Source organism: Priestia sp. YIM B13491 (genome assembly GCF_042787605.1).
GTDB classification, from domain to species: Bacteria; Bacillota; Bacilli; order Bacillales; family Bacillaceae_H; genus Priestia; species Priestia megaterium_E.
Window position 1 is genome coordinate 498,548 of the sequence record NZ_JBHZOR010000003.1, and the last position, 16,196, is coordinate 514,743.

General features: G+C 39.4%; 15 protein-coding genes and 1 other RNA gene. 4 read left to right on the plus strand and 12 right to left on the minus strand.

Features of this window, described 5'->3' with window-relative positions; all coding sequences use genetic code 11:
* The first annotated feature begins 229 nt into the window (after positions 1 to 229).
* A complete protein-coding gene (gene bglA, locus ACFX4E_RS13665; protein WP_377238416.1) occupies positions 230 to 1,669 on the plus strand; it encodes a 6-phospho-beta-glucosidase BglA in 1,440 nt (479 codons plus the stop codon).
* 81 nt (positions 1,670 to 1,750) lie between these two features.
* Here bglA and ACFX4E_RS13670 read toward each other — a convergent pair whose 3' ends face one another.
* From ACFX4E_RS13670 to ACFX4E_RS13690, 5 genes are all read right to left on the minus strand, one after another.
* Positions 1,751 to 1,900: a hypothetical protein gene (locus ACFX4E_RS13670; RefSeq protein ID WP_013058052.1), complete on the minus strand. Its 150-nt coding sequence runs from the start codon at positions 1,898 to 1,900 to the stop codon at positions 1,751 to 1,753.
* Between the two features lie 199 nt (positions 1,901 to 2,099).
* Positions 2,100 to 3,497, minus strand: a complete 1,398-nt coding sequence (locus ACFX4E_RS13675; RefSeq protein WP_028409379.1) for an NCS1 family transporter — start codon at positions 3,495 to 3,497, stop codon at positions 2,100 to 2,102.
* Positions 3,498 to 3,739: 242 nt separating this feature from the next.
* Positions 3,740 to 4,003 (minus strand): excalibur calcium-binding domain-containing protein, encoded by a 264-nt coding sequence (locus ACFX4E_RS13680; protein ID WP_028409380.1) that lies wholly within the window; start codon positions 4,001 to 4,003, stop codon positions 3,740 to 3,742.
* Positions 4,004 to 4,107: 104 nt separating this feature from the next.
* Positions 4,108 to 5,040, minus strand: a complete 933-nt coding sequence (gene bla, locus ACFX4E_RS13685) for a class A beta-lactamase (RefSeq protein WP_098247996.1) — start codon at positions 5,038 to 5,040, stop codon at positions 4,108 to 4,110.
* A gap of 170 nt (positions 5,041 to 5,210) precedes the next feature.
* Positions 5,211 to 5,756 carry a helix-turn-helix domain-containing protein gene (locus tag ACFX4E_RS13690; protein WP_060745256.1) on the minus strand — a complete coding sequence of 182 codons (546 nt, stop codon included), beginning with the start codon at positions 5,754 to 5,756 and terminating at the stop codon, positions 5,211 to 5,213.
* A gap of 137 nt (positions 5,757 to 5,893) precedes the next feature.
* On the opposite strand from ACFX4E_RS13690, the gene ACFX4E_RS13695 reads away from it, so the two are divergent.
* Positions 5,894 to 6,511 carry a LysE family translocator gene (locus tag ACFX4E_RS13695; protein WP_286127560.1) on the plus strand — a complete coding sequence of 206 codons (618 nt, stop codon included), beginning with the start codon at positions 5,894 to 5,896 and terminating at the stop codon, positions 6,509 to 6,511.
* 327 nt (positions 6,512 to 6,838) lie between these two features.
* On the opposite strand, the gene ACFX4E_RS13700 is transcribed toward ACFX4E_RS13695, so the two are convergent.
* Positions 6,839 to 7,153: an MGMT family protein gene (locus ACFX4E_RS13700; protein WP_098334325.1), complete on the minus strand. Its 315-nt coding sequence runs from the start codon at positions 7,151 to 7,153 to the stop codon at positions 6,839 to 6,841.
* Between the two features lie 355 nt (positions 7,154 to 7,508).
* Between ACFX4E_RS13700 and ACFX4E_RS13705 the strand changes: the two genes are divergently transcribed.
* Positions 7,509 to 8,066, plus strand: coding sequence for a MerR family transcriptional regulator (locus ACFX4E_RS13705; RefSeq protein ID WP_102813574.1), 558 nt, complete (start codon positions 7,509 to 7,511; stop codon positions 8,064 to 8,066).
* A gap of 32 nt (positions 8,067 to 8,098) precedes the next feature.
* Here ACFX4E_RS13705 and ACFX4E_RS13710 read toward each other — a convergent pair whose 3' ends face one another.
* From ACFX4E_RS13710 to rnpB, 3 genes are all read right to left on the minus strand, one after another.
* Entirely contained in the window at positions 8,099 to 8,983 is an 885-nt protein-coding gene (locus ACFX4E_RS13710) for a LysR family transcriptional regulator (protein WP_028409386.1), read from the minus strand.
* A 358-nt stretch (positions 8,984 to 9,341) separates the two neighbouring features.
* Positions 9,342 to 9,731 (minus strand): VOC family protein, encoded by a 390-nt coding sequence (locus ACFX4E_RS13715; RefSeq protein WP_043981309.1) that lies wholly within the window; start codon positions 9,729 to 9,731, stop codon positions 9,342 to 9,344.
* A gap of 219 nt (positions 9,732 to 9,950) precedes the next feature.
* Positions 9,951 to 10,339: RNase P RNA component class B (gene rnpB, locus ACFX4E_RS13720), an RNA gene on the minus strand.
* Positions 10,340 to 10,586: 247 nt separating this feature from the next.
* Between rnpB and ACFX4E_RS13725 the strand changes: the two genes are divergently transcribed.
* Positions 10,587 to 11,405, plus strand: a complete 819-nt coding sequence (locus ACFX4E_RS13725; protein ID WP_098334321.1) for a histidinol-phosphatase — start codon at positions 10,587 to 10,589, stop codon at positions 11,403 to 11,405.
* 79 nt (positions 11,406 to 11,484) lie between these two features.
* On the opposite strand, the gene ACFX4E_RS13730 is transcribed toward ACFX4E_RS13725, so the two are convergent.
* From ACFX4E_RS13730 to ACFX4E_RS13740, 3 genes are all read right to left on the minus strand, one after another.
* Entirely contained in the window at positions 11,485 to 12,978 is a 1,494-nt protein-coding gene (locus ACFX4E_RS13730) for a glycoside hydrolase family 1 protein (RefSeq protein ID WP_252123539.1), read from the minus strand.
* A gap of 42 nt (positions 12,979 to 13,020) precedes the next feature.
* On the minus strand, positions 13,021 to 14,961 hold the full coding sequence (locus ACFX4E_RS13735) for a beta-glucoside-specific PTS transporter subunit IIABC (RefSeq protein ID WP_377259046.1): 1,941 nt from the start codon (positions 14,959 to 14,961) through the stop codon (positions 13,021 to 13,023).
* A gap of 119 nt (positions 14,962 to 15,080) precedes the next feature.
* Positions 15,081 to 15,932, minus strand: coding sequence for a PRD domain-containing protein (locus tag ACFX4E_RS13740; protein ID WP_098432278.1), 852 nt, complete (start codon positions 15,930 to 15,932; stop codon positions 15,081 to 15,083).
* Positions 15,933 to 16,196: the final 264 nt, after the last annotated feature.

Sequence of the window (16,196 nt, forward strand, 5' to 3'; positions counted from 1 at the left end):
CTAACTCCATGCCATAAACTTAAATTATTTATTGATTATTATTTTATTAGAGTATTGATAAATTGTATCGATACAATTATACTGAAGCGTATAATCAACAAAGAGGTTACAATCACGCCGGTTATTATCACCAATTCAAGCGCTTATCGAGAAGTGATTGTTGAAGATGTTGAAACTAGCGGGCTGAATCAAACATTATTTACCGTAGTGAAATAAGGAGGAACTAACAATGACAAAGATGCCAAAGAATTTTTTATGGGGCGGCGCATTAGCAGCTCATCAATTTGAAGGTGGATGGAACCAAGGCGGAAAAGGACCGAGCGTAGTAGACGTTATGACTGCAGGTGCGCACGGTGTGCCGCGACAAATCACCGAAACAGTAGAAGACGATAAATTCTATCCAAATCACGAAGCGATTGATTTTTATCATCGCTACAAAGAAGATATCGCACTGTTTGCAGAAATGGGCTTAAAATGTTTGCGAACGTCGATTGGCTGGAGCCGTATTTTCCCTAAAGGCGATGAAACTGAGCCAAACGAAGAAGGACTAAAATTCTATGACGATGTATTTGATGAACTGTTAAAGCATGGAATTGAACCGGTTATTACGCTGTCTCACTTTGAAATGCCACTGCATTTAGCTCGAGAATACGGCGGGTTTAGAAGCCGAAAAACAGTAGATTGCTTTGTGAAGTTCGCTGAAGTTTGTTTCGACCGCTATAAAGATAAAGTCACGTACTGGATGACGTTTAATGAAATTAACAATAAAATGGATGTAAACAATCCTCTATTCTTATGGACGAACTCAGGTGTTTCTGTAAAACCGGGTGAAAATGCAAAAGAAGTGATGTATCAAGCGGGACATCATGAACTGCTTGCAAGCGCTCTTGCCGTATCAAAAGGAAAAGAAATTAATCCCAATTTCCAAATCGGAGCGATGGTGTCACACGTGCCAATTTATCCGTATTCTTCAAATCCTGACGATGTGATGTTAGCAGAAGAAACAATGAGACAGCGCTACTTCTTCCCTGACGTTCAAGTTCGCGGCTATTATCCAAGCTATGCATTAAAAGAATTCGAACGAGAAGGCTATCATATTCCGTTTGAAGAAGGCGACGAAGAAATTTTACGAAACGGAAAAGTCGATTATTTAGGATTCAGCTATTACATGTCAACAACGGTTAAAAGCGACGTTGAAGCTGATAATACGGGCGATATCGTAAACGGCGGATTGCCAAACGGCGTAGCAAATCCTTATATCAAATCAAGCGATTGGGGCTGGTCAATTGATCCAACGGGCTTGCGCTATACGTTAAACCGCTTCTACGACCGCTATCAAATTCCGCTGTTCATCGTAGAAAACGGATTTGGCGCCATTGATACGGTTGAAAAAGACGGATCCATTCATGACGCATCACGAATTGAATATTTAAAATCGCACATCGAAGCGTTAGAAAAAGCTGTGACATACGATGGTGTTGATTTAATGGGCTACACGCCGTGGGGAATTATTGATATTGTTTCCTTTACAACAGGCGAAATGAAAAAACGATACGGCATGATTTATGTCGACCGTGACAATGAAGGAAACGGATCGATGAAGCGCTACAAAAAAGATTCCTTTAACTGGTACAAACATGTAATTGAAACAAATGGTGAAGAACTATAAGAAATTAGAAAAAGCCGGACTCCTGCGTAAAAACATAGGAATCCGGCTTTTTTAAAACGTGTAAAAATAAAGGCAAATACATTATCTCGGTTTATCTACTAGCTGTGTTTGCGCAATTTCCGTTTGCTTAATTCCCGCTCGTTGAATTTCATCAGCAAACGATTCATGTTTCAGCGTTTTGATTACCTTTTCGCTTCCATCTCGAAGAGTATACACTCTAAATTCATACATACTCTGCCCTCTCCTTTAAGCTATGATTGATGCGATACATTAGATGCGCTCCTGTAAAAGCAACTCATAATAGAGGTAACTTTTTTCTCTTCTTTACTTTACCCACTTTTTAGGAAACTAGACAACGAGATTTAATCTGACGCGACAAAAGACAAACCAAAAGCCTTTGCGGCAAGCAAAGGCTTTGATCTATTTAATATTATTGTTCAAAAATGGTTCCTTTTTTAAACTTTGACTGTTTAAAAGCAAATTTCGTCAAAAGAATATATGCGATTCCTGCGACTACTACTCCTATAATCCAACCTAAATCAACTTCGATAAACGCAGCACCTGCACCGATGAGCATCGCAAGCATGGCGCACGGATTATAGCCGGAAAACGGTCCTTTTTCTTGATACAATTCTTCTACGTTTACTCTTTGTTTCCGTAAAATATAATAATCGACTAGTAAAATAGAAACAATCGGCCCTAAAAAAGCAGAGTAAATTAAAATGAAGAGCCCAAGACCTGCAGCTGACGAATCTTGAACAAGCACCCAAGGGAACGAGCAAAAAGCAAGCAGTCCAGTAATGGTAACCGCCACTTTATAGTTTGCTTTTGTCAGCAGCGTAATCACATACGTAGGCGGAATAATATTTGCCACCATGTTTACCGCAATCACGCCAATCACAATAAAAGCTGATACAGCGACGGTAATATATGAATTATCCACTACAACCGCAAACGCTTTGACAGGATTGGATATGCCCGTAGCAGAAGCAAGCATTGCCCCGATTGTAAGAACGAATCCATAGGCTACTAGAATTGGTGTAAAGTATAAGAACCCACGCTTTGTGTCGCTAATTCCTGGCTTCAGTTCTCTAGAGTAATCGGCTGCGCTTAGAAAAATCGCTGCATAATTCCCCATGAACATCATAATGAAAGAAAAGAACGGAAGTCCCCATGAACCTTTTGTATGTACCCACTTCTCCCCTACTACCTCACTATGAGAAGTTAAAAGAACACCAAATACGTAAACAAGGCCAAGCAATATGATGATTGAAGCAAGCATCTCTACCCATTTAACCGCGTGGAAGCTGTACAGGGAAAGCACAATTTGCAGCAGCTGAATGATAATAAAACAAAGAACAAGATTGTCAAAAGATCCTTTGCTCACAATTTTCCCGATTTCGTTTAAAGCGGTACCGCCTGTCCAGCTTTGGAAACCATACCAAATGATAGCTGGAATACCTCGTAAAAGAGAAGATATAACAGATCCTTTTATTCCAAAAGACATTCGGAGCTGCATCACATACGGTATGCCCGTCTTATAGCCGATTCGATCGTTCAAGACAAAAAAAGTAGAAATAATACCAATGGCAATAATCGCTGCCACAAACGTTTGAAAAAGATTTAATACCGCAGTACCTGCGATTACCAAGCTAGCCCCAAGCGTCATATTCCCTAAATTAACGCCGTCTCCAATCCACATAAACATATAGGACAACGGAGTTAGCTTTCGATCACTTTCCACTTTTGGCTTTAGTGACGGATCAAGACTTCTATCTTGATAAGAATGCACCTCTTCTATAACGGAACTTGTTGCATTTGTAGACACTATACACTCAACTCCTTTTTTATGATGTTTCCCCTCTCACTTCTAACATTAGATGTAAGTTAACTTAACATGTACATAGTGTATACGAATTCCAAAGTAAGTTCATTATTATTTATGTGAATTTTCTGATATTATTTTGTGCGATTTGACTAATTTTTGAACTCAGCTCGCAACATACAGGAGTTGATGATAATAAAAAATCCAAGCGCTTACAATAAGCGCTTGGATGAGTCATCTAATATTTATTTTTCACAGGCAATGTAGTCTTTATCTCGATCTAGCTTTGTATTGGCATCATACAGTGATTTTGACACATACGGTTTGTACTTTGTTTTGCCGCCTTTATTTTTCACATTAGCCGCACGAGCTACGCCGCCTTTGTAGTCTTTGTTTAATTCCGTGCAGTTTTTGTAAGATTTAGCTGCCGCATCTACGTTTGAAACCGTGCTAAAAGATACACTTGTTAATAAACCGAAAGATAGAACAATTGGAAAAATCTTTTTCATAAGAGATACTTCCTTCCTATATTTTTTCTAATTAATAATAGAATGTTCTATCAATCTTTTCAATCTTTTTTTTACATTTAAACTACTATTATCCAAATTTATTTTTATTTACGAGTAACTTTAAGAGCCTTGACCGCTTGTTTAGCCGCTTCTGCAATCAGTTTATCATTATACTCCGCATCTTTTTCCGTACGATTGGAAAGGATCGCAAGAACAATTGGATCTCCTTTCGGCGGCCAAAGGATAGCAATATCATTTCGCGTCGCGTATGAGCCTGCGCCTGTCTTATCAGCTACTTCCCAACTTTTCGGCACGCCCGCTCGTATTAACGCATCCCCTGTTGTATTTCGCTTCATCCAATCTGTTAAAAGTGCACGCTTGTCTTCAGGAAGTGCCTGTCCAAGTACATACGTTTGAAGACTTGAAGCGAGTGCTCTTGGTGTACTTGTATCGTGGGTTTCTCCTGGATTCACTTCATTTAAATCCGGTTCAAAGCGCTCAGGCAGCGTCACATCGTCTCCTATGTTTTCTAAAGCTTCTTTAAATCCATCCGGTCCGCCCAGCTGCTGCAGAATTAAGTTCCCTGCCGTATTGTCGCTGTAGCGAAGTGATGCATCCGCGAGTTCTCGAAGAGTCATGCCTGTATCCACGTGCTTCTCTGTAATTGGATTATAGTTTACAAGGTCATCGCGCGTATAAAAGATACGCTCGTTGAGATCTTCGATTGACTTCTGCTGTAAAAGTGCGCCGACAGCAAGAGCCTTATGAGTAGACGTATAGGCAAAACGCTCGTCCGGGTGATACGTTACCGTTTTATTTGTACCGGTATCTAATGCATAAATGCCAAGATTCGCATCATATTTGTCTTCAAGCTTAGCAAACTCTCGATCACTCTTAGTTTCTTGTCTTTGACATTTTACCGTTTCAGCATGTACCTCGCTGCTTGAAAAGCTTACAGCCGCCGCGCACGACAGAGCGAGTACAGGCATCATTTTTTTAAGCTTTGAAGTACGAAATATCTCTTTCCATGTCTTCATTACACTTCATCACCTTTCAAAAAAGTATTTAGTATGTATTCTCTTAGGTAGAGATTACCAACAATGCTATTTTATCAATTGTTCACTCTCACAAACATGATAGTTTTATCACATTTATATAATAAAAGTGCCTCACACTGAAGGTGAGCAGTATAAAAACCGTAAGTACTTTAAAAAACAGGCGGCGTAACGGAAAATAAAATAATGGCTTTCTCTTCAAATATATTCTCCCATTTATGATTCAGATGCGAAGGGATTTTGACACTATCTCCTTTTTCTAGCACGTATACTTCCTCTTCCAAATACACTTTAATTTTCCCTTCTAAGACGTATGCCACTTCCTCCCCTTTATGCGCTAAAGGAGTTTCTGATGAAGCCATCATCGGCGGTACTTCCATAATTGCCGTAGCTAGATTCCCTGTGAAATCGGGTGATAGCAGCGAATACGTTAGCTCTTTTACCTTCATTGTTTTACGCTCATTCGACCTTACGACTAAATGGGAGGTGTTTATTTCTTCAAGTAAAAAACTGAAAGTAGGAACATCGAGGCATTTAGCTAAAATTTTAAGCGTTGAAATGGACGGATTAGCTAATCCTCGCTCAATTTGACTTAACATAGACGGCGTAATCTCCGCTAATTTGGCTAATTCTCGACTGCTTAGCCCCTTTTCTTTTCGAAATTTCTCTACTTTTTTTCCAATATCTATGTTTTCCATGATGATTCCTCCGTAAAAGATGTTTAATTATAATTAATTTTATTAAATTAAACTTAATAAACGGCGTTACTTATGTTAAATTATATTTAATAAATAAATTATAATTTAATACTATCACAGTAAGGAGGAAGAAAAAAATGAACGACATCTTCACCTTTTTGATTCTCACATTATTTGTTATTATGAGTCCTGGTATTGATACCGCTCTCATTACCAAACGAACGATGGCAGATGGACAAACGGGCGGCTATAAAATGGCATTAGGCTTAGCGAGCGGCTCTTTAGTTCATACACTCGCCGCCACGTTTGGTTTATCGGCTCTTCTCCTTCAGTCAGCTCTGGCATTTGAAATCGTAAAATACGCAGGAGCCCTTTACTTAATGTACTTAGGAATCTCTGCTTTCCTTTCTAAAAAAAGCAATATACCTTCTTCTGAAAAAGAGGAGCAGTCAAAAGAAACGTCCGCTTTTCGTCAAGGTCTTGTCTCAAACGTCCTTAATCCAAAAGTGGCGGTGTTTTTCTTAACTTTTTTACCTCAATTTGTTCAACGTGATCAAAACGTAACACTTCAATTACTTCTGATGGGAATAACATATACGATCCTTGCTATCACGTGGTTTTTCGTATTCGTCTTTTTTATTAACTATTTACGAAAATGGCTCACAACACCTAGCGTTCAGCGCTTTATGGATAAAGCAACGGGAGTCGTTTTAATCGGGTTTGGATTAAAGCTTGCTTTTGAAAAACATAAATAAGAAAATATGTTAGTTGAAGGAAGTTCCGAACGAGTTTGATTCTTGATGGAGAATCAAACTCGTTCGGATTTTTTTATTATGATGGTGAACGTAGGTCTAATCAGGTGCTTCTAGCTATTGATTGGAGGGCAAGACGAAGACTCCTGCGGGAAAAGCGGAAATGGTGAGACCCCGCAGGAGCACAAGCGACGAGGAGGCTCAGCGGCCGCTCGCGCAAAGCGAAGTCTTGCACGGAAGTTAATGGCGGTGTCACAAGCGGTTCAGCTCCTTTATCTCGTTTGTTCATCTTTAGATGGAATTGATTTCGTTATGTCTCAATTTCTTTTGTTATTTATACACGTCAGGTTCATAGAGATAGACTTTAAGATCAAGCTTTCCATCCGAAGAAACGAGTATTCCTTCCGCTTCGAGTGAAAGTTTTTGAACAACGTACATTTCTTCGTCTTTAAACCCAATTTCTCCTTTAGAATTAATGACTCTGTGCCAGGGGAGATTATGTTTCTTACTCATCGAATGCAGGACTCGTACAACTTGCCTTGCACCTCGCGGACTCCCAGCCAGACGGGCGATTTGTCCGTATGTCATTACTTTCCCGGATGGTATTTGTTTAATAAGTGCTACTGCTCGTTCTGTAAAACTCAAGTCGCTCCTCCTTTCGTTTCTTCTTTAGTACAACATTACCATATTAAATAAACAGTGAAGTAATCACTCGATTTTTCTTCAGCAACATTATAAGATAATAATAAGAAGCACGCTCATCATTGTTCAACATACTCCAAACAAATGCTTACTGATTATTTCCCATTCTTCAACTAACAAATCTTTGTGCGAGTGGCAGCTTATACCTCATTTATGACACTGTGATTATAAAAACGTTACAGAAACCAACACAGCAAGGTACGTAGAAGCGTTACATGATAAGATAAACAGTAGAGATACTAGTACAATTTCAAATTGATGCTGACGAATAAGTAATCATTTAAAAAGTGGTGAGAAAATGACAAAATGGCTTAGTGTAAAAGAGTTATCTGAAGAAACGAGTATTCCTACTTCAACGATTAGAAGATATATAGATAAATTCCAATATTTCTTTATACAAAAAGAAGATCATCGACCAAAACAATATGAAGCTGCGGCTGCGACCGTTTTACTAAAAATTAAGCAGCTTTATGATGAGGGCTGTCAAGCAGAAGAAATCAATGAAGCGCTGCAAAAAGAATTCTCTTTGACTACAAGCGAGGATCAAGCTGCCGTGTCTCTAGAAGAAGCCGAAGACAAAGAGGACACAGAGAACACCGCAGAAGCAGCTGACCAGCCCGAGGCCGACGACCAGCAGCCGACACCTCCCGAACAGCCGGTACAGTCTTCACCCCAACAAGAGCCTGATACAAAACAAATTCTTCAGGAAAAAGATAAGCAGCTTATTCAATCTTTGCGCAAAAGCCTGCGTGAACAGCAGGCCATTTCAGAATTAGTAGAAGCTTCAAAAGAAAGCAGCGTAGTAGGTAAAAAAAGATCGATTTTAAAACGATTATTCCAACGAAAAAAGGACTGAGTTTGCAAACAAGTTTAGGCTACGAAATACCGTTATTTCTGGTCATTAAATTTATGTAAAACAAAGTTTCTAAACTGTTTAACAGCCGGTGATAGATATCTTCCTTCAATCCATGCTAGTCCAATTACTCGGTGGCAGTTGGCTTTAGCTAATGGGATTTTCACTATTTTACTTTGATCGATTCCGTGTAAATCTGGAAGGATAGAAATTCCTAAGCCGGCTCCTACAAGTCCTGCTACGGTGTCAGCTTCCTCTCCTTCAAACATGATGTGAGGCTTTTCCCCTGTCTCTTCAAATAACTGCTCAAACGTAAGACGAAGAGAAAAACCTTCTTTTAAGTGAATAAAGGATTCCTCAGCAATTTCTTCTAGTGCAATACTTTCACGATCAGCATACCGGTGATTTTTCGGTACGATCACAAACAGCTCTTCACTCCAAAGATGCTGCCACTTAATGATCGATTTCTCTTCCATAGGGGCAATCAAACAAAGATCCAGTTCACCGAGCTGCAGCTGCTCAAGAAGAACGTGAGAAGGACTTTGCCTCAGCTGAAAATTCACTTTAGGATATGAGCTGCGAAACGACGCGATTAAATCTGGAATCAAATCTGTGCTGAGCGTATGTAAAAATCCAAGTGACACCTGCCCTTTTTCCGGATCTAGCAGCGCTTGAATTTCCTCTTGTCCTTTATCAAATTCTTTCATCATATTATCTACACGCTTCAAAAAAACTTTACCGTATTGATTCAATCGAATGGAACGTCCTTGCCGGTCAAATAGAGGCGCTCCTACTTCTTCTTCAAAACGAGCAATTGAACGACTGAGCGCAGGCTGCGTAATTAACAGTTCTTCTGCGGCGCGCGTCATATGCTGTGTACGTGCAAGCGTTTGAAAATATTTAAACTGCTGCCACTCCACTTTGTACCATCTCCTTATTAACCGTTCTATTCATTACATAGATGTATGAAAAATATGATTATAATGAATTATACATTATAAATAGAGGGTGTTACTATAAAAAATGGAAACATACTCGAGGATGTTTTTAGTTCACCTTGACGATTGCTGTATACGGCACTTATTAAAAGTTTATACTCATCATTTTCTAGCAGAAAGAAGGATTTGGTATGAAACGTAAGGAAAGTTATTAAAAAGCTAACTAAGATATCATAGTAACTACACATCAAAAAGACCTTTCTCTCACAATCAAAGAAAGGTCTTTTTTGAGAATGTAAAACGCATTTTTTCTTGTATGTACCCCTTAAAGTAAACTTTTTTAGAGTTTAACTCGTTCTACTAACTGCAGCAACTCATCATTAGGTCCGTGAAATAAAATCATACGGCCGCCTTCAAGCGTTGGCTGAGGCTCAGATGATAAAAATTCAATTCCTTTGCTCTTATAATGTTGAATCGCCTTATTTATATCCTCTACCGTAAAGGCAAGGTGGTTAACAATCCCGCTTTTGTTATACTCGCCAATCGGATCAATATCTCGAATGAGCTCAATTTCCATACCCGGCTGTTCTTCAAGATACAAAAAAGCCATCTCTCTTTTCTCGTTAGATCCTTGAAGGCGAACTTTAAAGCCAAACATATCTCCGTAGTAGTGAATCGTCTCATCCATATTTCCAACAATAATTGCTGTATGCTCCATTTTTTTAATCATGAATATTCTCCCTTTCCCCGTATTTAGTAAGTACAAGTAAACTATACCGCAATTTAGACAATATGTATTTCCATATACCTTGAATTCTCATACTATAGTTAGGAAAATTCAAGCACTCTATCAATGAGTCGGCTATGATTTAAAAATAACAAACAAAAAAACAAACCTCATTGGTTTGTTTTGGTTACGTATTTTACAGTCAGTCTCTGTTCAACAACGTTCGATAAGCCATGTTTTGTACCTTTGTACTGCAAACGATTTTACTCTCGTACTCAGGCGGTAATCATCTATCTACGATTACACATGTAACCGTCCGTCTCTCCGTTTGATTCCTTAGAGACAGTTCCCCTACCATTGTTTGGGTTTCTCGCTCGTGGGGTTTACCGCGTTCCACCTTTGCTGTTTCCAGCAAAGCTTCGTCACTGTGGCACTTTCAGGGATACTCGACCATATCCAAAGACTTAGGTGGTTTTTCCCGCCGTCAGCTAAGCTATAAGCCAAGCTGCCCTAGCTTATTTTTTCACTAGGCACGAACACTACGGGCATCTCAGCACCGTGCGAGCATGGACTTTCCTCAACATCAAATGATGCAGCGATTACCTGAACGTTATTTCAGATCGTGTATGAGTAGTATATGCGTTTTAGCTTGCCGAATCAAATGTAACTTTTGGTATGGATTCCATTTCAATTTTTGCGGCAAATTAAATAAAATAACCTCTTTCTGTACAATTTTTTTAGTAGATGACTCACCAGCAAGCCAAGAAATATTCTCTTCATCCATTTCTACGGGGGATACTTTGTTTCTTTGTAGAATATTCTATACACCACACAAAAAGATAACAGAGGTGATGAAAAGTGAACGCTGAGTTAAAATTTGATTTTCATACCCATCACGACCGATGCGGACATGCTCGCGGAACGATTCGAGATTATATAGAGGCATCCATTAATAAAGGGCTTGATATCATTGGAATTTCGGATCATTCTCCTTATTTTGCGAGCGAAGAAGACCAGCCTTATCCTCATATTGCGATGGGAAAAAGCGCATTTTCCGGATATGTAGCTGAGATTTTGAAACTAAAAGAAGAATATAAAGAGAAAATTGAAGTACTGTTAGGCGTGGAGTCTGATTTCTTTCCCGAGCATGCAAAAGTATACCAAAGCTACTATGAAAAATATCCGTTTGACTACATAATTGGCTCTGTCCATCAAGTTGATGAAGTCAGCATCTTTCATAAAACGCGCTGGGAAGGTCTTTCTCAGCAAGAAAAGCAGCGCACGAAAGAAACGTATTATCAATTAATCGAAGAATCCGCCCGGAGCAGAATGTTTCAGATTCTTGGCCATATTGATGCCATGAAAGGATTCTATCCCTCTTTTTCTTCTATCGAGACAGCTGTTATTGATCAGACGCTAAAAGTGATTTCAGCGCATGACATTGCTATAGAAGTGAATACATCAGGCAAAACCAAAGACTGCGGAGGCTGGTATCCTGCAGATGATATTTTAGAAAGAGCCCTGCACTATGGGGTACACATTACATTTGGTTCCGATGCTCATGATCCGGAACGCATTGGCGACGATTTTGAACTTGTAAAAAAGCGTCTTAAAGAAATCGGCTTTACAGATTGGGTCTTTTTTAGACAGAAAAAAATGCAGGTGACACCTTTATAAAACGTAAATAGACTCACAATAAAAATATGCCTGAAGACAAGGAGATGAAGGACATCTCGTGTTTTCAGGCATGTGTTTTTTACTGAGAAACTTTGACTTTTGTAGATGAAGATAAATCTTCTCCATTTGTCTGAATCACTTGTTTATACCAGTAAAAAGAATCTTTTTTAGATCGTTCAAGCGTACCATTTCCTTCATCGTCTTGATCTACGTAAATAAAGCCGTATCGTTTTGACATTTCGTTTGTTGACACACTGATTAAATCAATAGGTCCCCACGCCGTATAGCCCATTAAGTCCACACCATCTTTAACAGCTTCTTTCATTTGTTCAATATGCTGCTTTAAGTAATCTACGCGGTACGGATCATGAATAGAGCCGTCTTCTTCTACTTTGTCATGAGCTCCTAAACCATTTTCAACGATAAACAGCGGTTTGCCGTAACGGTTATGAAAATCTTGTAACGTATAGCGCAGTCCTTTCGGATCGATTTGCCATCCCCAGTCGGACGTTTGAAGATGAGGATTTTTTACACTTCCTGCAATCATATTTCCTAGGACATTGTCTTCTTCGCTTTGAGTTGTGACAGAAAGAGACATATAGTAGCTAAACGAAATAAAGTCCACAGGGTATTGTTTGATAATCTCATCGTCCCCTACTTCTTTTACGATTTGAATGTTGTTTTCTTTAAAGTAACGCTCCATTACCTTTGGATATTCTCCGCGAACTTGAACATCTGTAAAAAATAAGTTCAAGTCATTTTTATGCTGAGCTAGTAAAATATCATCCGGATGATTCGTCACAGGATACGTTGTCATACGCGCAAGCATACATCCTACTTTTACATCAGGAATAATCTCGTGAGCTAACTTAGTGGCAAGTGCACTCGCAACAAACTGATGATGCGCCCCTTGATACGCAATTTGCTCCGCTGACTGATTTGGAACGTTTTCAACTAAAATACCGCCGCCTGTATAAGGACTATGTGTAATCACATTAATTTCATTAAACGTCAGCCAGTATTTTACTTTGTTTTTATAGCGTGTAAATACCGTTTCCGCGTAGCGTGTATAAAAGCCAATTAGCTTGCGGCTGTACCAGCCGTTGTATTTACGGGTAAGCTCAAGCGGCGTTTCATAATGCGAAAGCGTCACCAATGGTTCAATGCCGTACTTTAACATTTCATCAAACAAATTATCGTAAAATTGTAAACCCGCTTCGTTTGGCTTCACATCATCTCCATTTGGAAAAATTCTCGCCCAGTTGATCGAAATGCGAAGCGTTTTAAATCCCATTTCCGCGAACAGTGCGATATCTTCTTTATAGCGATGATAAAAGTCAATAGCCGTACGCTTTGGAAAACGATCGTTTACTTTGTTGTTAAGCACATCTTCAATATAATCTGCTTTTACATCCATTGAATAACCAGTTCGTTCGTCTTTTGGGACAAATCGGATCATGTCTGCAGTAGACAGCCCTTTTCCATCAACGTCGTAAGCTCCTTCAATTTGGTTAGCAGCCGTCGCTCCTCCCCATAAAAATCCTTTTTTAAATACAGTATTATTTGTTAACATAGCCCCCACGTCCTTTTTTCATATTTTTATTAAAAATAGCATTTATTTCACTACAGAAAGTAGCTGTTCCCCTTCAAAAATTGGACCTATTTCATTGACCGGCAGCACATCTAAATACTCTGCGGTGTTTGTGATAATAACCATCGTAACGGTTTCGAATCCAGCTTCTGCAATCGCATGCCGGTCAAATTCAATGAGCGGCTGCCCTGCATTTACATAATCTTTTTCTTTTACCAGTGCTTTAAAATGCTCTCCTTTTAAAGAAACGGTATCAATTCCAATATGAATTAAAATTTCTTCGCCCTCTTCTCCTTTAATGCCGATTGCATGTTGAGAATCAGGCAGCACCATAACCGTGCCAGCAATAGGCGAAACTACGCGGTTTTCGTTCGGTTTAATTGCAATTCCTTTCCCCATAATTTCTTGAGCAAATGTTGCATCTGACACTTGATGCAGCGGTACAAGCTCACCGTGCAACGGAGAGAAGACGCTTGCTGTTTTACCGCTTTTTTTCGCCTCTACTGCTAGAGAAACATTTTGTAATGGCGCTTTTTCTGTGACAGGATGTTCTTCAAGTTTGATTGTATTTTTTTCTGTTTCTTCTGAAGCAATATCTTTAAATCCAAGAGTGAGTACCAAAACAGCTGGTAAAATAACTGCCGCTGCCAGCAGCGCCACAGCGACAATTAAATTGCCTGCTGCTCCGCTTGGATCTGCAAACGTAGGGATAGCAAAGATTCCGACTAATCCTCCTAGTGTAAAAGCTTTAAAACCATACCAACCAGCAAAGCCACCGAGCAGTGCACTAGATGCCATAGCGTAATAAAAAGGTTTTTTTAACTTCATGTTTACTCCGTACATAGCGGGCTCTGTAATTCCGATAACAGCTGAAATGGCCGATGAAAATGCCACTTGCTTTAAATCTTTATTTTTTGTCTTCAAGGCTACTCCAAAAGCTGCTCCACCTTGAGCAAGGTTGCTGATATACATCATTGGCATCAAAACATTGTCAAATCCGTATACTTTTAGATTTTGAATCGCAATCGGACCTATTGCATAGTGCATGCCGGTCATGATAATAAGAGGCATAAGACCTGCTAGTAAAAGCCCTGCCAGCGGACCTGCTGTTTCAAACATCCAAGAGAACATAATGGCTACTCCGTCTCCCATATACGTTCCAAGCGGACCGATTACCCATAACGTGATAGGTGCAGCAATTAAAAGGGTAAGCAGTGGTGAAAACATGACCGTAAGAGTAGCCGGCATCCATGAGCGAACAAATTTATATACATACTTTAATAAAAGCACACCTAAAATAATCGGTATAACGCTAGACGTATAGTTCACAACTGGAATGGATATAAAATTGATTCCAAATAACGTGAATTCTTTTATTTTCGTAATACCTCGTGCTGCATCTACAAAGGTCGGATACAGCATGGCAGCTGCTAAAGCAAGCGCTAAGTATTCGTTTGTTTTAAACTTACGAGCTGCTGAAACTGCTAAGAAAAAGGGTAAAAAGTAAAAGACTCCGTCTCCAATTGCGTTTAGCACGGCGTACGTATCGCTTTCTATGCTCAGCCATCCGAGAGTAGCAAATAAAGCGACAAAAGCCTTTAGCATACCCGCACCAATAAGCGCTGGTAAGATAGGAGTAAAAATTCCCGAAATACTGTCCATTACAAGTGAAACAACGCCTTGTTTTGTACCGCTTTTCTCCTCAGCAGCGCTTCCGCTTCCTACTAAAGGTTCAACTTCTTCAAACACTTCAGCCACTCTGTTTCCAATAATGACTTGAAACTGATCACCGGAAAATTGAGCGCCCATCACTCCTTTTATTTGCTTAATTTCCTCAACCTGGACTTTATTCTTATCGTGAAGATTAAAGCGAAGTCTCGTCACGCAGTGCCAAGCCTGGTTAACGTTCTGTACTCCACCGATTTTATCTACTACTTGTTTAGCTGTTTCTTTATATGAAGTCATTTATATCCCTCCTTTTTTCAATAAAAAAACCCAAACAGATCACTACATGTTTGGAACATGTCAATGTCTGCTTGGGTAATGCCTGATCGAGTCAGTAACAATCCTCCAATGAAGAACAATTATTCAGTTTCTACGAGATTCGTCACGCGCCAAATGTGTAGCGTTAAGTAAAGCTTTTCATCTGACGTTAAAGACCAACCGTACTGTTTATGAAGCAGATTTGTCACTTTTTCAACAGCTTTGTACGCTTTCTCATACTTTGTTTTTACAACATCCAGCAGCGTAGCATCAACTTCAGGAGAAACATGTGGGTTCTGATCCAGCTGACGTAAGACAAAAAATCGCAGATGCGTGACAAAGCGGGAATAATTCATCGATTCTTCATCAAGTTTTAGCTGAAAATGATATTGAACAATATCGATAATTCGATTAATCACTTCAGTCATCTTCATCGTTTCTTCCACTTTTGCTTGTACATTCTGTGCGTTGACAAAATGATAGGTAAGAAACGTCTCTTCACTTTTAGGCAGAAGCACATCAAGCCGGTCATACACTAGTCGAATCGCGTTAACCGCAGCATTATACTCTTTCGGATAAAGCTTCTTGACTTCCCAGCGGCTTGCCTGCGCATATTCAAGGCCACTATGACTTCGCTCAATCGCAAAATTCAAGTGATCCGCAAGAGTCAAGTGAATATTGGTGCGAAAAGGCTCACCTATTTCTTTTTCTGCTTGTTTGATTAGCTCTACAGAAACCTCGAGAATTTCTGGTTTGATGCTCTCTAACATTTGAGCTAACGGTCGACGAATGTTGGACGACTCGGCCACAAACTTTCGTCGAATGACAGCTTTATCAACGGGATCACCTTTTTTCTTTTGGAAACCGACGCCTGTTCCCATGATGACCCATTCTACATTAGAAGAGTCTTTCACCAAAGCTACGTTATTATTAAATACTTTAACAAATTTCATAGATGCTTCCCCCACATCAGAACAAACATGAAAATCCCATCTTAAAAACACGTGAACACACCACGTATTTTTAACACAGGTAATGCCTGATCGAATCAGTAACAATCCAGTTTTAAGTTATTACCGAAATTATATTCTACTATGAAAGCGATGTCAACACATAAAATACTGAATTTTTAATAATCTGCTAGTGAAAGAGAGATAATTCTTATAGACTAGCCAGCTACTTCCTTCACTGTTACTAAATTCCTAATAAAATATCCA